13 protein-coding genes are annotated in these 13,317 nt (G+C 66.4%); 5 read left to right on the top strand and 8 right to left on the bottom strand.

The genetic code is table 11. The annotated features are described in order from the left end of the window. Nucleotides 1–61 precede the first annotated feature (61 nt). Nucleotides 62–1,792, top strand: coding sequence for a PglL family O-oligosaccharyltransferase (locus tag VARPA_RS29430; RefSeq protein ID WP_049794484.1), 1,731 nt, complete (start codon nt 62–64; stop codon nt 1,790–1,792). 37 nt (nt 1,793–1,829) lie between these two features. Here VARPA_RS29430 and moaC read toward each other — a convergent pair whose 3' ends face one another. Further along, the gene (gene moaC, locus VARPA_RS29425; RefSeq protein WP_013544242.1) at nt 1,830–2,318 is read right to left on the bottom strand and encodes a cyclic pyranopterin monophosphate synthase MoaC; all 489 of its coding nucleotides are present in this window, start codon (nt 2,316–2,318) and stop codon (nt 1,830–1,832) included. A gap of 119 nt (nt 2,319–2,437) precedes the next feature. On the opposite strand from moaC, the gene VARPA_RS29420 reads away from it, so the two are divergent. Next, nucleotides 2,438–4,015 carry a M48 family metalloprotease gene (locus tag VARPA_RS29420; RefSeq protein ID WP_013544241.1) on the top strand — a complete coding sequence of 526 codons (1,578 nt, stop codon included), beginning with the start codon at nt 2,438–2,440 and terminating at the stop codon, nt 4,013–4,015. Nucleotides 4,016–4,024: 9 nt separating this feature from the next. Here VARPA_RS29420 and VARPA_RS29415 read toward each other — a convergent pair whose 3' ends face one another. The 3 genes from VARPA_RS29415 to VARPA_RS29405 all read right to left on the bottom strand — a co-directional run bounded on the left by VARPA_RS29415 (nt 4,025) and on the right by VARPA_RS29405 (nt 5,772). Continuing rightward, the gene (locus tag VARPA_RS29415) at nt 4,025–4,378 is read right to left on the bottom strand and encodes a phage holin family protein (protein ID WP_013544240.1); all 354 of its coding nucleotides are present in this window, start codon (nt 4,376–4,378) and stop codon (nt 4,025–4,027) included. Between the two features lie 88 nt (nt 4,379–4,466). Further along, nucleotides 4,467–4,931 carry a hypothetical protein gene (locus tag VARPA_RS29410; protein ID WP_013544239.1) on the bottom strand — a complete coding sequence of 155 codons (465 nt, stop codon included), beginning with the start codon at nt 4,929–4,931 and terminating at the stop codon, nt 4,467–4,469. Nucleotides 4,932–5,025: 94 nt separating this feature from the next. Further along, nucleotides 5,026–5,772: a TerC family protein gene (locus VARPA_RS29405; protein WP_013544238.1), complete on the bottom strand. Its 747-nt coding sequence runs from the start codon at nt 5,770–5,772 to the stop codon at nt 5,026–5,028. 498 nt (nt 5,773–6,270) lie between these two features. Here VARPA_RS29405 and VARPA_RS29400 point away from each other — a divergent pair, with 498 nt between their 5' ends. Then, nucleotides 6,271–6,744: a DUF3717 domain-containing protein gene (locus tag VARPA_RS29400; protein ID WP_041943095.1), complete on the top strand. Its 474-nt coding sequence runs from the start codon at nt 6,271–6,273 to the stop codon at nt 6,742–6,744. A gap of 12 nt (nt 6,745–6,756) precedes the next feature. Next, nucleotides 6,757–7,062: a putative signal transducing protein gene (locus tag VARPA_RS29395; protein ID WP_013544236.1), complete on the top strand. Its 306-nt coding sequence runs from the start codon at nt 6,757–6,759 to the stop codon at nt 7,060–7,062. Nucleotides 7,063–7,081: 19 nt separating this feature from the next. Here VARPA_RS29395 and VARPA_RS29390 read toward each other — a convergent pair whose 3' ends face one another. The 4 genes from VARPA_RS29390 to purB all read right to left on the bottom strand — a co-directional run bounded on the left by VARPA_RS29390 (nt 7,082) and on the right by purB (nt 12,560). Next, nucleotides 7,082–7,642, bottom strand: coding sequence for a YaeQ family protein (locus VARPA_RS29390; RefSeq protein WP_013544235.1), 561 nt, complete (start codon nt 7,640–7,642; stop codon nt 7,082–7,084). Between the two features lie 34 nt (nt 7,643–7,676). Further along, on the bottom strand, nt 7,677–9,809 hold the full coding sequence (locus tag VARPA_RS29385; protein WP_049794563.1) for a TonB-dependent receptor family protein: 2,133 nt from the start codon (nt 9,807–9,809) through the stop codon (nt 7,677–7,679). Between the two features lie 88 nt (nt 9,810–9,897). Further along, nucleotides 9,898–11,040, bottom strand: a complete 1,143-nt coding sequence (locus VARPA_RS29380) for a PepSY-associated TM helix domain-containing protein (RefSeq protein WP_013544233.1) — start codon at nt 11,038–11,040, stop codon at nt 9,898–9,900. Between the two features lie 140 nt (nt 11,041–11,180). Then, nucleotides 11,181–12,560: an adenylosuccinate lyase gene (gene purB / locus VARPA_RS29375; protein WP_013544232.1), complete on the bottom strand. Its 1,380-nt coding sequence runs from the start codon at nt 12,558–12,560 to the stop codon at nt 11,181–11,183. A gap of 137 nt (nt 12,561–12,697) precedes the next feature. Between purB and VARPA_RS29370 the strand changes: the two genes are divergently transcribed. Further along, a complete protein-coding gene (locus VARPA_RS29370) occupies nt 12,698–13,309 on the top strand; it encodes a glutathione S-transferase N-terminal domain-containing protein (protein WP_013544231.1) in 612 nt (203 codons plus the stop codon). Nucleotides 13,310–13,317 lie beyond the last annotated feature (8 nt).

Below are 13,317 nucleotides of genomic sequence, written 5' to 3'. Positions count from 1 at the left end.
GCATCGATGTCATGCCTTGGTCCATCCCTCGCTGCAAGCCGGGGTTGGCACAATGGATTGAATGACGCCTCGAGCCGCGCCCTTCGAGGCGCCCGCCTCTCTTGCAGATACCGGCCATGTGGTGCGCGCAGGCCTTTTCGCATTCCCTTTTCTCTGTCCAGTCGTCGCCGGCCCATCGGTCAATGTCTGGCAGTTGCTTGCGACTTGGGCATGTGTTGCCGGGCTGCTCGCGATGGGGCCTGTGGCCCGTCCCGCACGCCAACTCTGGCTATGGCTGGCGGTCGTCGCGATGGCCGTCGTTCTTCCGCGCAACGGAGCACTGGCGTTCCTCTGGCTGCCGACCTGTGCTGTGGTGGCCGGCGTTGCTGTCGCCGCGTGCCCGGGCGCCGGCCTGTTGCGCTGCAGGGAGTCTTTTCTTTCGATGTTTGCGAGCGGCCTCCTCGTTGCCGGTCTGCTCAGCGCCGTTCTTGGATTGCTTCAGTACTACGGCCTGGCTGAGCCATTGGTTCCTTGGACCACCTCGCCTCCGCTGGGACGGGCCTACGGCAACCTCCGCCAGCGCAACCAATTCGCCACGCTGATCAGCATGGCGATCATTGCGGCCCTGTGGCTCCACGCCACGCGTGCACCAGCCTCGTCCCGCACGCGGCGTGCACTGGTGGCGGCCGTCGTGTTGCTGCTGATCGCTGCCGCCGCATCGACCTCGCGGACGGGCCTGTTGCAACTTCTGTCGATCGTCGCCGTAGCGAGCTTCATCGCCCATCGCGAGCGCCGCGCCGCGCCGCCTGGCGCTCCAGCCCCAAGCTTCAGCCTCCCATCGCCGCTCGCATTGCTGGCGATGATCCCGCTCTACTTCGCCATCGCCTGGGCATTGCCGCACTTCTTAGGCAGCGGCGTCGAAGGCATGCTTCAACGCCTGCAAACCAGGACGGCCGATGTTCACGGCCGGCTCGTCCTCTGGCACAACGTGCTCACCCTGATCGCCGAGCGCCCCTGGACAGGATGGGGCTGGGGCGAGCTGAGCTTTGCGCACTTCACCACTTCCTATTCCGGCGCGCGCTTCACCGAGATCCTGGACAACGCCCACAACCTGCCGCTGCACCTCGCCGTCGAGCTGGGCATCCCCGCGGCCGTCCTGATCTGCGGAGGATTCATCTGGATGGTGATCGCTGCAAAGCCCTGGCGAGAGCGAGACCCCACCCGCTTGATGGCGTGGGGCATGCTCGGGGCGATCGTTCTTCACAGCCTGCTCGAGTACCCGCTCTGGTACGGACCGTTCCAGCTGGTGTTCGGGTTGTGCCTCGGAATCCTGTGGCCCGCGGTGGGCGTGGGCAGTCGCGCTGTCCCGACGGGCACGAAGCCAAGATGGCGCGAAACCCGTGCGTTGCCTTCGTTGATGGCCGCAGTCCTGCTGGCCATCGTCGCCTACGCCAGCTGGGACTACATCCGCATCAGCCAGATCTACCTTCCGCGCGACGAGCGCCTGCCTGCCTACGCAGACGACACGCTTTCCAAACTCGAGGGCTCATGGCTTTTTGCGCGTCAGGTGGACTTCGCAGAACTCACGCTGACCGACGTGACGCCAGCCAATGCGGCGAGGATGCATGCACTGGCAGAACGCACATTGCATTTTTCGCCCGAGCCGCGCGTCATCGTCAAGCTGATCGAAAGCGCCGAATTGCTGGGGCTGGATGACGAGGCCCGGGCTCAGGCCGCGCGTTTCAGGATTGCATTTCCAGCCGCGTTCGCCCGATGGCTGGACGAAAAGCCGGGCGATGCGCCTGCGCCGTAGGCTTCTTCCTTTTTTCGCCGAAGCGCCAGCGGGGCGCTCAGTCGGCAGCCGCCACCCAGCTCCCCGACTTCCCCCCATGCTTCTCCAACACATGCACATCGGTGATCCGCATCCCCCGGTCCACCGCCTTGCACATGTCGTAGATCGTCAATAGCGCCACCTGCACCGCAGTCAGCGCTTCCATCTCCACGCCTGTAGGCCCGACGGTTTCGACGGTCGCCGTGCAAGCCACTTGCGGCGCACTGCCCGCATCCGCCAGCGCAAACGCCACGGCGACCCGTGTCAGCGCCAGCGGATGGCACAGCGGAATCAGATCGCTCGTCTTCTTCGCCGCCTGGATCCCGGCGATCCGCGCGATGCCCAGCACATCGCCCTTCTTCGCCGTGCCGGATTCGATCAACGCGAGCGTCGCCGCCTGCATCTCGATGCGTCCCGTGGCCACGGCCACGCGGTGGGTGGCGGGCTTGGCGGCGACGTCGACCATGTGGGCCTGGCCTTGGGCGTCGAAGTGGGTGAGGGTGTTCATGGATTGGGTACCTTCGTGCTGCGCACCGCGTCGAGCTTGCTGCGGCCGTCCGGCGCGGCGCTCATGGGTGAACGTTCGATTTGAAGATGCATCATACGAGCCCGAGCCATGGACGAGGAATGCTGCGCTTGACTCCCTCCGCAAAGCCAAAGACCACCGCAACGCCCACCCTGCGCGCGCTATGCGCTTCCGTTTTGATAGCGGCCCAGGCGTTGCTGCCGATACCCGCCGGCGCGCAGATGCAGTCGATCCTCCCCGGCCTTGGCGACGGCGGCGAAATGACCGCCAGCGCCGAGCGCAGCCTCGGCGACCAGATCGCCCGCGAGCTTTATCGCGACACCGACTACATCGACGATCCGGTGATCGCCGCCTACGTGCAAGAGATCTGGCAGCGCCTCTTGACCGCCGCCCGCGCGCGCGGCGAACTCACGCCCGAGCTGGACGAGCGCTTCGCCTGGATCGTCGTGCTGGGCCGCGACCGCAACATCAACGCCTTTGCGCTGCCGGGCGGCTATCTCGGCCTGAACCTCGGGCTGGTGGCCGCGGTGGGCAGCCGCGACGAACTGGCAACGGTGCTCGGCCACGAGCTCTCGCACGTCACGCAGCGCCACATCTCCCGGATGATGAGCAAGCAGGGCAAGCAGATGCCGCTGATGATCGCGGGCCTCATCCTCGGGATGATCGCTGCCAGCAAGAGCCGCAACAGCGACGCCGGCCAGGCCATGATCATGGGAAGCCAGGCGCTCTTCATGCAGAACCAGCTGAGCTTCTCGCGCGACATGGAGCGCGAGGCCGACCGCATCGGCTTCGGCGTGATGACGCAGGCGGGCTTTGCGCCGCAGGGCGCTGCCGCCATGTTCGAGAAGCTGCAGTACGCCTCGCGCCTGAACGACAACGGCTCCTATCCGTACCTGCGCAGCCATCCGCTCACGACCGAGCGCATTTCCGACATGCAGGGCCGGTTCCAGTTCCGTATGGACACGGCCCCAGCGCTCCCGCTCGCGATGGACCACGCGATGATCGCCTCGCGTGCCCGCGTGCTGACGCGGCCGGGCGTCGATGTGCTGCGCCTGTGGGTTCAGTCGGCCGGCAGCGGCGAGTTCGGCAAGAGCACGCCGCCCCAGCAGGCCGGCACACTCTACGCGGCGGCGCTGGCCGCCAAGGAGTTGCGCGACTACAAGTCGGCACGTGCACTGGCCGAGCGGCTCGTCGCGCGCACGGCGGAAGACCCGGCTGCGGCGAAGCAGGCGCGATGGCTCAGTGCCGAGATCGAACTGGCCGCCGGCGCCCCGGCCAAGGCGGCCGCGCTGCTCGATGCCAGGTCGAAGGAGCGTCCCGAGATGATCCTTGCGGCCGAAGCCGCGACCGCCACGCGCCAGCCCGAGCCGATGATTCCCGTGCTGCGCGACTGGGTGGCCGCCAATCCGCGCGATGCCACGGCGTGGCGCGTGCTGGGCAACCTGTACGGCGCGCAGAACGACACGCTGCGGGCGGTGCGCGCCGACGCCGAAGCCAACGTGGCGATCCTCGATTACCCCGCGGCGCGCGATCGCTTCAAGGCGGCGCAGGAATTGGTGCGCAAGTCGGGCGCTTCGGGCGCGCCGATCGATCACTACGAGGCGTCGATCATCGACACCCGCGCACGCGCCGTCGATGTGCTGGTCAAGCAGCAGGCGGAAGAGCCGCCGCTAAAGTAACCGTTGCGCTCAGCGCTTGGAGAGAAGGCCGCCGAGCGCGGTCTCGATGAGAAGGCCGAGCAGCGAGTAGATCAGCGAGCCGATCAGCGCGGCCACGAAGCCGTTGACGTGAAAGCCGCCCAGAAGCCCCGACGCGGCCCAGAACAGCAGCGCATTGATCACGAACAGGAAGAGCCCGAGCGTGACGATGGTGACCGGCAATGTCAGCACCACCAGCACCGGCCGCACGATCATGTTGAGCAGCCCGATCACCGCGGCTGCGATGAGTGCGGAGCCGAAGCTCGCGACCTGGACACCTGGGTAGAGATAAGCCACCGCCAGCAGCGCGACGGCGCTGAGCAGCCATTTGAGGATGATGCGCATGCGGCGCAGGATACCCCAGAGCCCCCAAAACAACGAGCCCCGGTGCGTTGCCGCACCGGGGCTCGTCAGAAGGGTGTCTGCCTTGTGCTTACTCGGCCAGTTCGTTCGCCAGCACCAGCAATGCGCCCATGCCCATCACGGCGCCGGGAAAGGCCCAGCCCGACTGGTGCGCGGGCGTCTGGTCGGGCGTGACCGGTTCCAGGTCGACGCCGATCTTCGGGCGACGCGCATCGACCACGTGCGATGCACCGTGCTCGCGCTTGAGTTGCACCGTCAGTTCCGCAAGCGGACCCTTGGCCAGCACCGGCGTCACTTGGCCGCCGTTGCGCTCGAGGAGGGGCAGCAACTGCGCCTGCACCTTGCTGAACCACTTGGCGCGCCAGTTCTCGCGTGCGCTGTGGCTCACCCACTTGCTGATGCGATGCGTCATGCGCGGCGCGCAGGCCACGAGCACCCAATGGCGCGCCACGACGCTGTTGGCATCCGGCGCGAGTTCGGCGAACTGCTCGCTGGCATACACGGCGTCGTCGACATAAAGAATGATCTTTTCCATGAGTGCTCCTTCAGATAGTTAGAGTGGCAGAGACTGGTTTGGACAGGAAAGTTTCTCAGCGAAGTTTCTGGCGATCAATGGGGTATGCCAGTGCTCAGCCGGTCGTCACAGCCGTTTCCGGCTTGTTGCGGGCCTGGCGCATGGCCACCCACTTGCCGATCGCGAGCACCAGCAGCGCGCCACCGATGCCGGCTGCGTACTTGATGGTGTCGGTCTGCGGCACCTTCGGCACCCAGGTCCAGTTGGTGGGGTTCGCCAGAGCCGGGTCGGACACGGCCATCGTGCCGGCGATCCAGCCGAGCAGCATGCCGCCCAGCGTGATGATCAGCGGGAAGCGGTCCATCAGCTTGATGACCAGCTGGCTGCCCCAGACGATGATCGGAATGCTCACCAAGAGGCCGAAGATCACGAGCGGCATCTGGTGGCCTTCGCCCGCACCCTGTGCGGCGCCGGCGATGGCGATCACGTTGTCCACGCTCATCACGAGGTCCGCCACGATCACGGTCTTGACGGCGCCCCACAGCTTGTCGCTGCCGGTGATGTTGCCGTGCGCGTCGTCATGTTCGGGAGCGAGCAGCTTCACGCCGATCCACAACAGCAGGAGGGCACCCACCAGCTTCAGGAACGGAATGGCCAGCAGCGTGAGCGCGAAGAAGATCAGGATCACGCGCAGCACGATGGCGCCGGCGGTTCCCCACAGGATGCCCTGGGTGCGTTGGGCGGGCGGCAACTTGCGGCACGCCAGCGCGATGACGACGGCGTTGTCGCCGCCCAGCAGGATGTCGATCATGATGATCTGACCGACGGCGACCCAGAATTCCGGGGTCATGAACTGTTCCATAGCTTCCTCTTGTCTTCGCGCCGTTCCTGCCGTTCCTTGATTGGATCGCGACGGGCAGGCGCATATCGATGCGTTTCGATTCATCCCGCACGGGGCTGGTCGAAAGCGAGGAAACGAAGGCGCCGGGTGTGGACTCCGGGGACTTGCGAACGCTTCGACCAAACCTGCGCAGGTTCAAATCGAAGGTCTTGCTCGACAGCGCCTGCGCCAGTGCGCATGCGTTGTCCGAAAGGCCGGAAGTGTTGTGCTTCGTATTGACGACCTGTCGATGTCCGCCGTTGTCCACGGCGGTCGGGAGCTACTCCCCTTCGTGGGCGGGATTAAAGCATCGAAGCTCGCGGCGTGGCAACCGAAAGTTTTCAGCCACCCGAAGAGAACCGGCCAGGAGGGCCTATGAACAGGGACTCTCGTGCTATTCGATTTGTAGCGCCCATGCCCCTTCGAGGCTGCGGGACATTGGCGGACTATGATCGCCGCTCGCTGCTTTTTCACTCCCCCATGGCCGCCATTCACATCACTGACATCGAGGCCGCCATCAACCACTGGCGCGCGAAAAGTCCCTCGCCCGACGGCATCACGCTGGCGCCCGAATTGCGCGCGTTGGCAGAGGTCTACGCGCTCATGGTGTTCCACCACGAAGATGAGGTCGACGAGGTCGGCTTTCCGCCCAAGGCCTGGGCCGCATGGCTCGACTGGTACCACAGCACCCCCGACACGCCCTGCATCGCGATCTGCTCCACCAGCCAGGGCGACGACGAATGCAAGGGCTGCGGCCGCAGCTTCGACGAAGTGCAGCACTGGCCCGCGATGACGCCGGTCGAGAAGCGCGTGACCTGGCGCCGCATCACGATGGAAGACTCGGCCTGGCGCTTCAACAAGTACGCCGAGCGGGCGCGCGAAGCAGAACCGCCCAAGTGGCCTGATGGGCCCGACGACCCCGCCGAACCCCTCGGTCCCGACGACACGCCTTAAGAGGCCATCGCCGTGCGTCGTCTTGCCCAAGCGCCCAATCTCGCCATCGCGACCCTGTGGGTGCACGCCCTGCGCGAGGACGGTGTCGAAGCCACGGTGCAGCGCGAGTTCCTCGGCGCCGTCATGGGCCAATTGCCGCCCGACCAGTGCCTGCCGGAAATCTGGATCGACGACGAGAGCCAGTTCGATCGCGCCAAGGAATTGCTGCATGCGGTGCAGCACCGGCCGCAGCACGACTGGCAGTGCGTGTGCGGCGAGCGGATCGAGGGTGGTTTCGAGCAGTGCTGGCAGTGCGGCGAGATGATGCCGGCCGCCTAGCGCTGCGGAGGCCGAAGCGCTACTTCCAGCGCAGCAGTTCGACGTCGATGCTGTTCGTGCCGTCGCCCAAAGTGAGCGTGTTTTCCTGGATCGTCGCCTGCAGCTGCATGCTGCGCTGCGCGAGCGCGGCCAGTGCCTGCGAGGCTTCAGTCGGCACGCGATAGACCTTCAGGTTCTGCGGCCGCGTGAGCTTGTTCTCGATGCCGCGCCACCAGATCTCGGCCGCGTGGTTGAAGCAGTAGACGATCACCTCGTCCGCCTTGCCGCAGGCCTTGATGATGGGCTTGTCCTCGGGCTGGCCGACCTCGACCCAGATCTTGACCTCGCCCGTGAAGTCGCGCAGCCACACGTCGGGCTCCTCGACGTTCGAGAGGCCCGCGCCGAAGGCCAGCGTGCCGTCGCCCTGGCAGATGTCCTGCAGCTGGTGGGCGTTGAGTGCGAGCGCGACGAGCCGGATCATCATCCGCTCGTCGGTCTCGCTCGGGTGGCGCGCCAGGGTCAGCGCATGGTCGGCGTAGTAGCCGTGGTCGATGTCGGCCACCGCGAGGGTGGCCTTGAAGATGGTGGATTTGAGGGCCATGGGTGCGCGAGTGTATGCCCGCGCTCCCCTGGCTTCAGAACGCCACCGACGCCTGCAGGTACAGCGTGCGCGGCTGGCCGACGTACTTGCCGCCGTTGTTGTCCACCGAGCGGTTGTAGTAGCGGCGATCGAACAGGTTCTTGATGCCGACGGCCAGCTTCAGGTTGCTCATCGACGGGCCGAAGTCGTAGGCCGCGCGCAGGTTCACGGTGCTGTAGCCCGGGATGTTGCCGAAGCGGCCGTTCGAATCTTCGAGCGTGATGTACGGCTTGCCGTCTTCCGGCGAGCCCGGCGAGCGCTGCTTGGACTGCGCGTAGATGTCGGCATTGAAGGTCCACGGCCCGCGCTCGTAGCGCGTGCCGAGCGTCAGGATCTGGCGCGAGTAGAACGGCAGGTCGCGGCCGGCGAAGTTGCCGGCCTTGGAGGTGGCCTGCGTGTACGTGTACGTGCCCGACACCGACAGGCCCTTGAGCGATGCGCTCAGGTCGCCGAGGTCGTAGCGCAGCGCCGATTCCAGGCCGCGGTGGCGCGTGGCGCCCAGGTCGGTCCACTGGCCGACGTCGCCGGTGATGGAGCGCGCCAGCAGCAGCTCCTTGTCGAAGTTGATGTTGAACAGCGTCAGCTCGCCGCTCCAGGCTTCGCCCTTGTACTTCGTGCCGATTTCGTAGGTCTTGGCCTTCTCGGGATGCAAGCTGGTGGTGGACTGCGCGAGCTGGGCGTATTGCTGCGGGCCGAACGACACGCCGGCATTCGCGAACAGCGACCAGCGCTCGCTCGCGCGGTAGAGCACCGAGAGCGTCGGCAGCACTTCGTTGGAATCGATCTTCGGGTAGATCGCGGTCGTGATGCGGTTGTTCGCCACGGTGAACACGTCGTTGTGCGAGCTGAAGGATTCGTAGCGCACGCCGGGCGTGACCGTCCAGTTGCCGAAGTCGATGCGGTCGTCGATGTAGAACGCGTGGGCGACGGTGCCGCCCTTGCTGGTCTGGAAGGGGGACTGGGTGCGGTTGTAGGCGTTTTCCAGAGGCGAGGGCGTGTAGTAGACCGTGCGCGTTGCCACCTCGGAGGCTTGTTCGCGCAGGTACCGGAAACCGACGCTGACTTCCTGCACCACGCTGCCCGAATCGAAGAGGCGCGAATACCGGGGCTCGATGGCGAAGGTCTTGTAGTTGCGCGGCGAGCTGGTCAGGCGGCGCTTGCCGGCGTTGGTGCCGGTGCCTTCCTGCTCCAGGTAGCTGCTGCGGAACGAGTCGGTGTAGTAGCCCAGCATCTCGAACTTGTTCACGCCATCGTTGTGCGTGTACTTGATCGAGCCGTCGGTGCGGCTGCCGGTGAATTCGTCGAAGGGGCGGGCCGACTGGAACGGGTTCGCCGCGAATTGCGCGGTGGTCAGCCCGCCCGGCATGCGGCCCTTGCCTTCGAAGTGGTGCAGCGAAATGGCGATGTCGTCGGTGTTCGAGATGCGGTAGGCGCCCTTGAGCATCAGGTCGTCGATGCTGGTGTGGTCGTTGCTCTGGCGAAAGCCGTCGCCGTGCGTGCCCGAATACAAGAGCGCGAGGCCCAGGCCCTTGTCGTTGGTGCCCCCGACGAACAGCGTGGGCGTGGTCTTGGTGCCGCCGCCGTGGCCGGCGCCTTCGATGCCCACGCCGACTTCACCCGAGAACTGCTTGGGGATCGCGCGCGTCACGAAGTTGATGATGCCGCCCACGTTCTGGGGGCCATAGCGCACCGAGCCCGCGCCGCGCACCACGTCGACCGTCTCGATGCTGCCGAGCGACAGCGGCGCCAGCGACAGTTGCGGCTGGCCGTAGGGCGCATAGGCCAGCGGCACGCCGTCCAGCAGGATGGTCGAGCGCGGCGACAGCCGGGCGGTCAGGCCGCGCACGCCCACGTTCAGCGAGATGTCGCTGCCGCCGGTGCCGTTGCTCTCCTGCACCTGCACGCCCGGAATCTGGCGCAGCACGTCGCGCACGCTGGAGGCGCCGCTTTCCTGGATTTGCCTGCGCTCGACGATGCTGCGCGCACCGGCGTGCTCGAGCACCTTGGTTTCGTTGGGGCTGGCGAGCCAGTCGCCGGTGACGGTGATGGTGTCCAGCGACTTCGACGGGTCGGCGGCAGGTTCTGCGTCGGCTGCGAAGCTCTGCAGGCTCAGGGGCAACAGGGCCATCGCGATGGCGGTGCGTTTGTGCGGGAACAAGGGGGAAATCCTCCGGGGTGAAAACTAAAAACCTGTTGCGGGCCGTGGGGCTTCTTCTTCAGGACGTCGTTCGACTGGAAAGCGCGTTGTTGTTGCGGCGGGCCGCGGCGGCCATGGCGCGTCGGCGCCACCAGAGCCAGATGCCGCTGAAACCCAGGCCGCCGAGCGCAAGGCCGAGCAGCGCTGTGACGACCTGGTGGGCCACGCCGCCCAGCTCGCCCGTGTGCAGCGGAAAGATCACCGCCACCGCGCCGTTGCCGGCGTCGAGGTCCTGCCACTTGCGCGCGGCCAGCACTTCGCCGCTGACGGGGTTGAGCCACACCGAGCTGATGCCGTTCGGGTGCGGATCGTCCGCAAGGCGGAAGCGCACGCGAACCGGCCGGTCCGCCTTGCCGGGCACCAGCACGTAGCCGATCGGCTGGCCGGGGTAGATTTTCTGGGCGCGCGCCACGATCTCGTCGAGCGGCATGCGCGGGCCGCTTGCGCTGCCCTTCGCGATGGCCGGCGCCTTGACCGGCTTCTGTCCCATGGCGGCGGAGATGAAATCGCCCAGCGGCCGCCAGGCCATGTAGGCGCCCGTGGCCACTGACACTGCGATCAGGAGGCCGAGCACCGCGCCGCCCGTGCGGTGCAGGTCGAACAACCCGCGCAAGAGGCCGCGGTTCAGCACGATGCGCAGCGACGGCGGCCAGCGCACCGGCCACCACAGCACCAGGCCCGTCACCAGCAGGAACAGGTAGGACAGGGCCACGAAAGCCAGGATGCCCTTTCCGGTGCCCTCGAGCAGCAGGCTGTTGTGGAGCTTGTAGGCGAGGTTGTAGAAACCTTCCTCGGTGCCGCGCCGGCCTTGCTCGGCACCGCTGGCGGGGTCGAGATAGAGCGTGCCGCTCCACTTGCCGCGCACCAGCACCCAGAGCGTTTCGTCGGCGTGGTGCGGCGGCCGCAGCGTGAAGTTGGTGTCGGGGCCGAACTCGCCCAGGATGCGCTGGCGCAGCGGCTCGAGCGGCAGCGCGGCGGCGGCCGCGATGGCATCACCCGCGCTGCGCGAGACGAAAAGATCGGAATGGACTTGGCGGTCGATCGGCTGGGCCACCACCAGCACCGCGCCGAGCAGCGCGGTGAGGGCCAGGATCGGGCCGAGCGTGAGCCCGGTCCAGCGGTGGATTTTCAGCCAGAGACGTCGCAGCGGAGCGCGCAGCATGAATCACGGGGACCTCGAGGAGTCCCGTCATGGTTGTCGGCTGGCGCGTCCCTGAAAGGGCGCGTTGGCTGGAAAAGTCGGGGTTTGTGTGCGAGTCCGGCCAACCGCTCGCGGCGGTTGGTGGATCGATGCACGGGGGCTCAGATTCTAGTGGCGAGCTCTGCGGCCTTGCCGACGTAGCTGGCAGGTGTCATGGCCAGAAGGCGGGCTTTTTCCTCATCCGGAATGGCCAATGAGCGGATCAAGCCATGCAGCGCCTCGGCCGTGACGGTCTTGCCGCGCGTCACTTCCTTCAACTGCTCGTAGGCGCCCTGCACGCCGTAGCGGCGCATCACGGTCTGGATCGGCTCGGCCAGCACTTCCCACGAGGCATTCAGGTCTTCGGCCAGCGCCTCTTCGTTGAGTTCGAGCTTGCCGAGGCCGGTGGCCAGGCTCGCATAGGCCAGCGTGGCGTAGCCGAAAGCCACGCCGATGTTGCGCAGCACCGTGCTGTCGGTCAGGTCGCGCTGCCAGCGGCTGATGGGGAGTTTCTCGCTCAGGTGGCGCAGCACCGCGTTGGCCAGGCCCAGATTGCCTTCGGCGTTCTCGAAGTCGATCGGGTTGACCTTGTGCGGCATCGTCGAGGAGCCGATCTCGCCCTTCTTCAGGCGCTGCTTGAAGTAGCCCAGGCTCACATAGCCCCAGACGTCGCGCGAGAAGTCGATGAGGATCGTGTTGGCGCGCGCCACCGCGTCGAAGAGTTCGGCCATGTAGTCGTGCGGCTCGATCTGGATGCTGTACGGCTGGAAGCTCAGGCCGAGACCCAGCGGCGCGGGCGTCTCGATGACCTTGCGGCTGAAGGCTTCCCAGTCGAAGTCGGGCCAGGCGGCCAGGTGGGCGTTGTAGTTGCCGACGGCTCCGTTCATCTTGCCCAGGAGCTGCACCGAGGCGATCTGCGCGCGGGCCTTCGACAGGCGCACCGCCACGTTGGCGATTTCCTTGCCGACGGTGGTCGGGCTGGCGGTCTGGCCGTGGGTGCGCGAGAGCATCGACACGCCGGCGAACTGGTGCGCCATTTCGCGCAGCTTGGCGATCAGGCCGTCGATGGCCGGAAGCACCACCTTTTCGCGCGCGGCCTGGATCTGCAGGGCGTGGCTGGTGTTGTTGATGTCTTCGCTGGTGCAGGCGAAGTGCACGAACTCGGCGGCGGCGAGCAGCTCGGGCCGGGCTTCGAACTTCGACTTGATCCAGTACTCGACGGCCTTCACGTCGTGGTTGGTGGTTTTTTCGATCTCCTTGATGGCCAGCGCATCGGCCTCGGAGAAGTGGGACACCAAGCCCAGCAGGTACTTGCGGGCGCCGCCGGTGAGGGGCTTGAATTCGGCGAACCCGCAGTCGGACAGCGCAATGAACCACGCCACCTCGACCTGCACGCGACGGTGCATGTAGCCCTGTTCGCTCATCAGCGGGCGCAAGGCCGCGAGTTTGGCCGCATAGCGGCCGTCAAGGGGGGAGAGGGCGGAGACGGTGGAAAAGCTCATGCCCGAATTTTAGGCGGCCGGCGGTCCGTGGGGCCGTACCGACACATCGGGCCGGATTCGGGGCTCCGCTGGTCCCGTTCACCTAAAATGATTATTAGCAAGTGTCATCCAGCCAAGAACAAAGGGAGAGAGCCTTCATGAAACTGATCGGATCCGCCGCCAGCCCCTATGTGCGCAAGGTGCGCGTGGTGCTGGCCGAAAAGCGGCTCGATTACCAGTTCGTGCTCGAGGACGTCTGGTCCGCCGACACCACCATCTCCAATTCCAATCCGCTGGGCAAGGTGCCCTGCCTGATCATGGAAGGCGGGGAGGCGATGTTCGATTCGCGCGTGATCGTGGAATATCTGGATACGCTGTCTCCGGTAGGCAAGCTCATCCCGCAGCAGGGCCGCGAACGCGCCGAGGTCAAGACCTGGGAAGCGCTGGCCGATGGCGTCATGGACGCCGGCGTGCTCTGGCGCCTGGAAGCCACCTGGTCCGGCCGCAACGACCACGAGCGCAGCACGACCTGGATCGAGCGCCAGCGCACCAAGGTCGTGGAGGGCGTGGCCGCCATGTCCAAGGGCCTGGGCGACAAGCCTTTCTGCAGCGGCATCCACCTGAGCCTGTCGGACATCGCGGTGGGCTGCGCGCTGGGCTGGCTGAGCCTGCGCTTTCCCGACATCGACTGGCGCGGCGAGCACGCCAACCTGGCCAAGCTGTACGACAAGCTCATGCTCCGCCCGAGCTTCATCGATACGCAGCCCTGAGCTGGCGC

Source organism: Variovorax paradoxus EPS (assembly GCF_000184745.1).
Classification (GTDB): Bacteria; Pseudomonadota; Gammaproteobacteria; order Burkholderiales; family Burkholderiaceae_C; genus Variovorax; species Variovorax paradoxus_C.
Note: the sequence above shows the minus strand (reverse complement) of the source record. Positions and strands in the feature narration are given on the sequence as shown.

Excerpts from the sequence above, each read along its gene's own strand:
- VARPA_RS29430 (WP_049794484.1), top strand. The coding sequence starts at position 62 with ATGACGCCTCGAGCCGCGCCCTTCGAGGCGCCCGCCTCTCTTGCAGAT.
- moaC (WP_013544242.1), bottom strand. The coding sequence starts at position 2,318 with ATGAACACCCTCACCCACTTCGACGCCCAAGGCCAGGCCCACATGGTC.
- VARPA_RS29420 (WP_013544241.1), top strand. The coding sequence starts at position 2,438 with ATGCTGCGCTTGACTCCCTCCGCAAAGCCAAAGACCACCGCAACGCCC.
- VARPA_RS29415 (WP_013544240.1), bottom strand. The coding sequence starts at position 4,378 with ATGCGCATCATCCTCAAATGGCTGCTCAGCGCCGTCGCGCTGCTGGCG.
- VARPA_RS29410 (WP_013544239.1), bottom strand. The coding sequence starts at position 4,931 with ATGGAAAAGATCATTCTTTATGTCGACGACGCCGTGTATGCCAGCGAG.
- VARPA_RS29405 (WP_013544238.1), bottom strand. The coding sequence starts at position 5,772 with ATGGAACAGTTCATGACCCCGGAATTCTGGGTCGCCGTCGGTCAGATC.
- VARPA_RS29400 (WP_041943095.1), top strand. The coding sequence starts at position 6,271 with ATGGCCGCCATTCACATCACTGACATCGAGGCCGCCATCAACCACTGG.
- VARPA_RS29390 (WP_013544235.1), bottom strand. The coding sequence starts at position 7,642 with ATGGCCCTCAAATCCACCATCTTCAAGGCCACCCTCGCGGTGGCCGAC.
- VARPA_RS29385 (WP_049794563.1), bottom strand. The coding sequence starts at position 9,809 with ATGGCCCTGTTGCCCCTGAGCCTGCAGAGCTTCGCAGCCGACGCAGAA.
- VARPA_RS29380 (WP_013544233.1), bottom strand. The coding sequence starts at position 11,040 with ATGCTGCGCGCTCCGCTGCGACGTCTCTGGCTGAAAATCCACCGCTGG.
- purB (WP_013544232.1), bottom strand. The coding sequence starts at position 12,560 with ATGAGCTTTTCCACCGTCTCCGCCCTCTCCCCCCTTGACGGCCGCTAT.
- VARPA_RS29370 (WP_013544231.1), top strand. The coding sequence starts at position 12,698 with ATGAAACTGATCGGATCCGCCGCCAGCCCCTATGTGCGCAAGGTGCGC.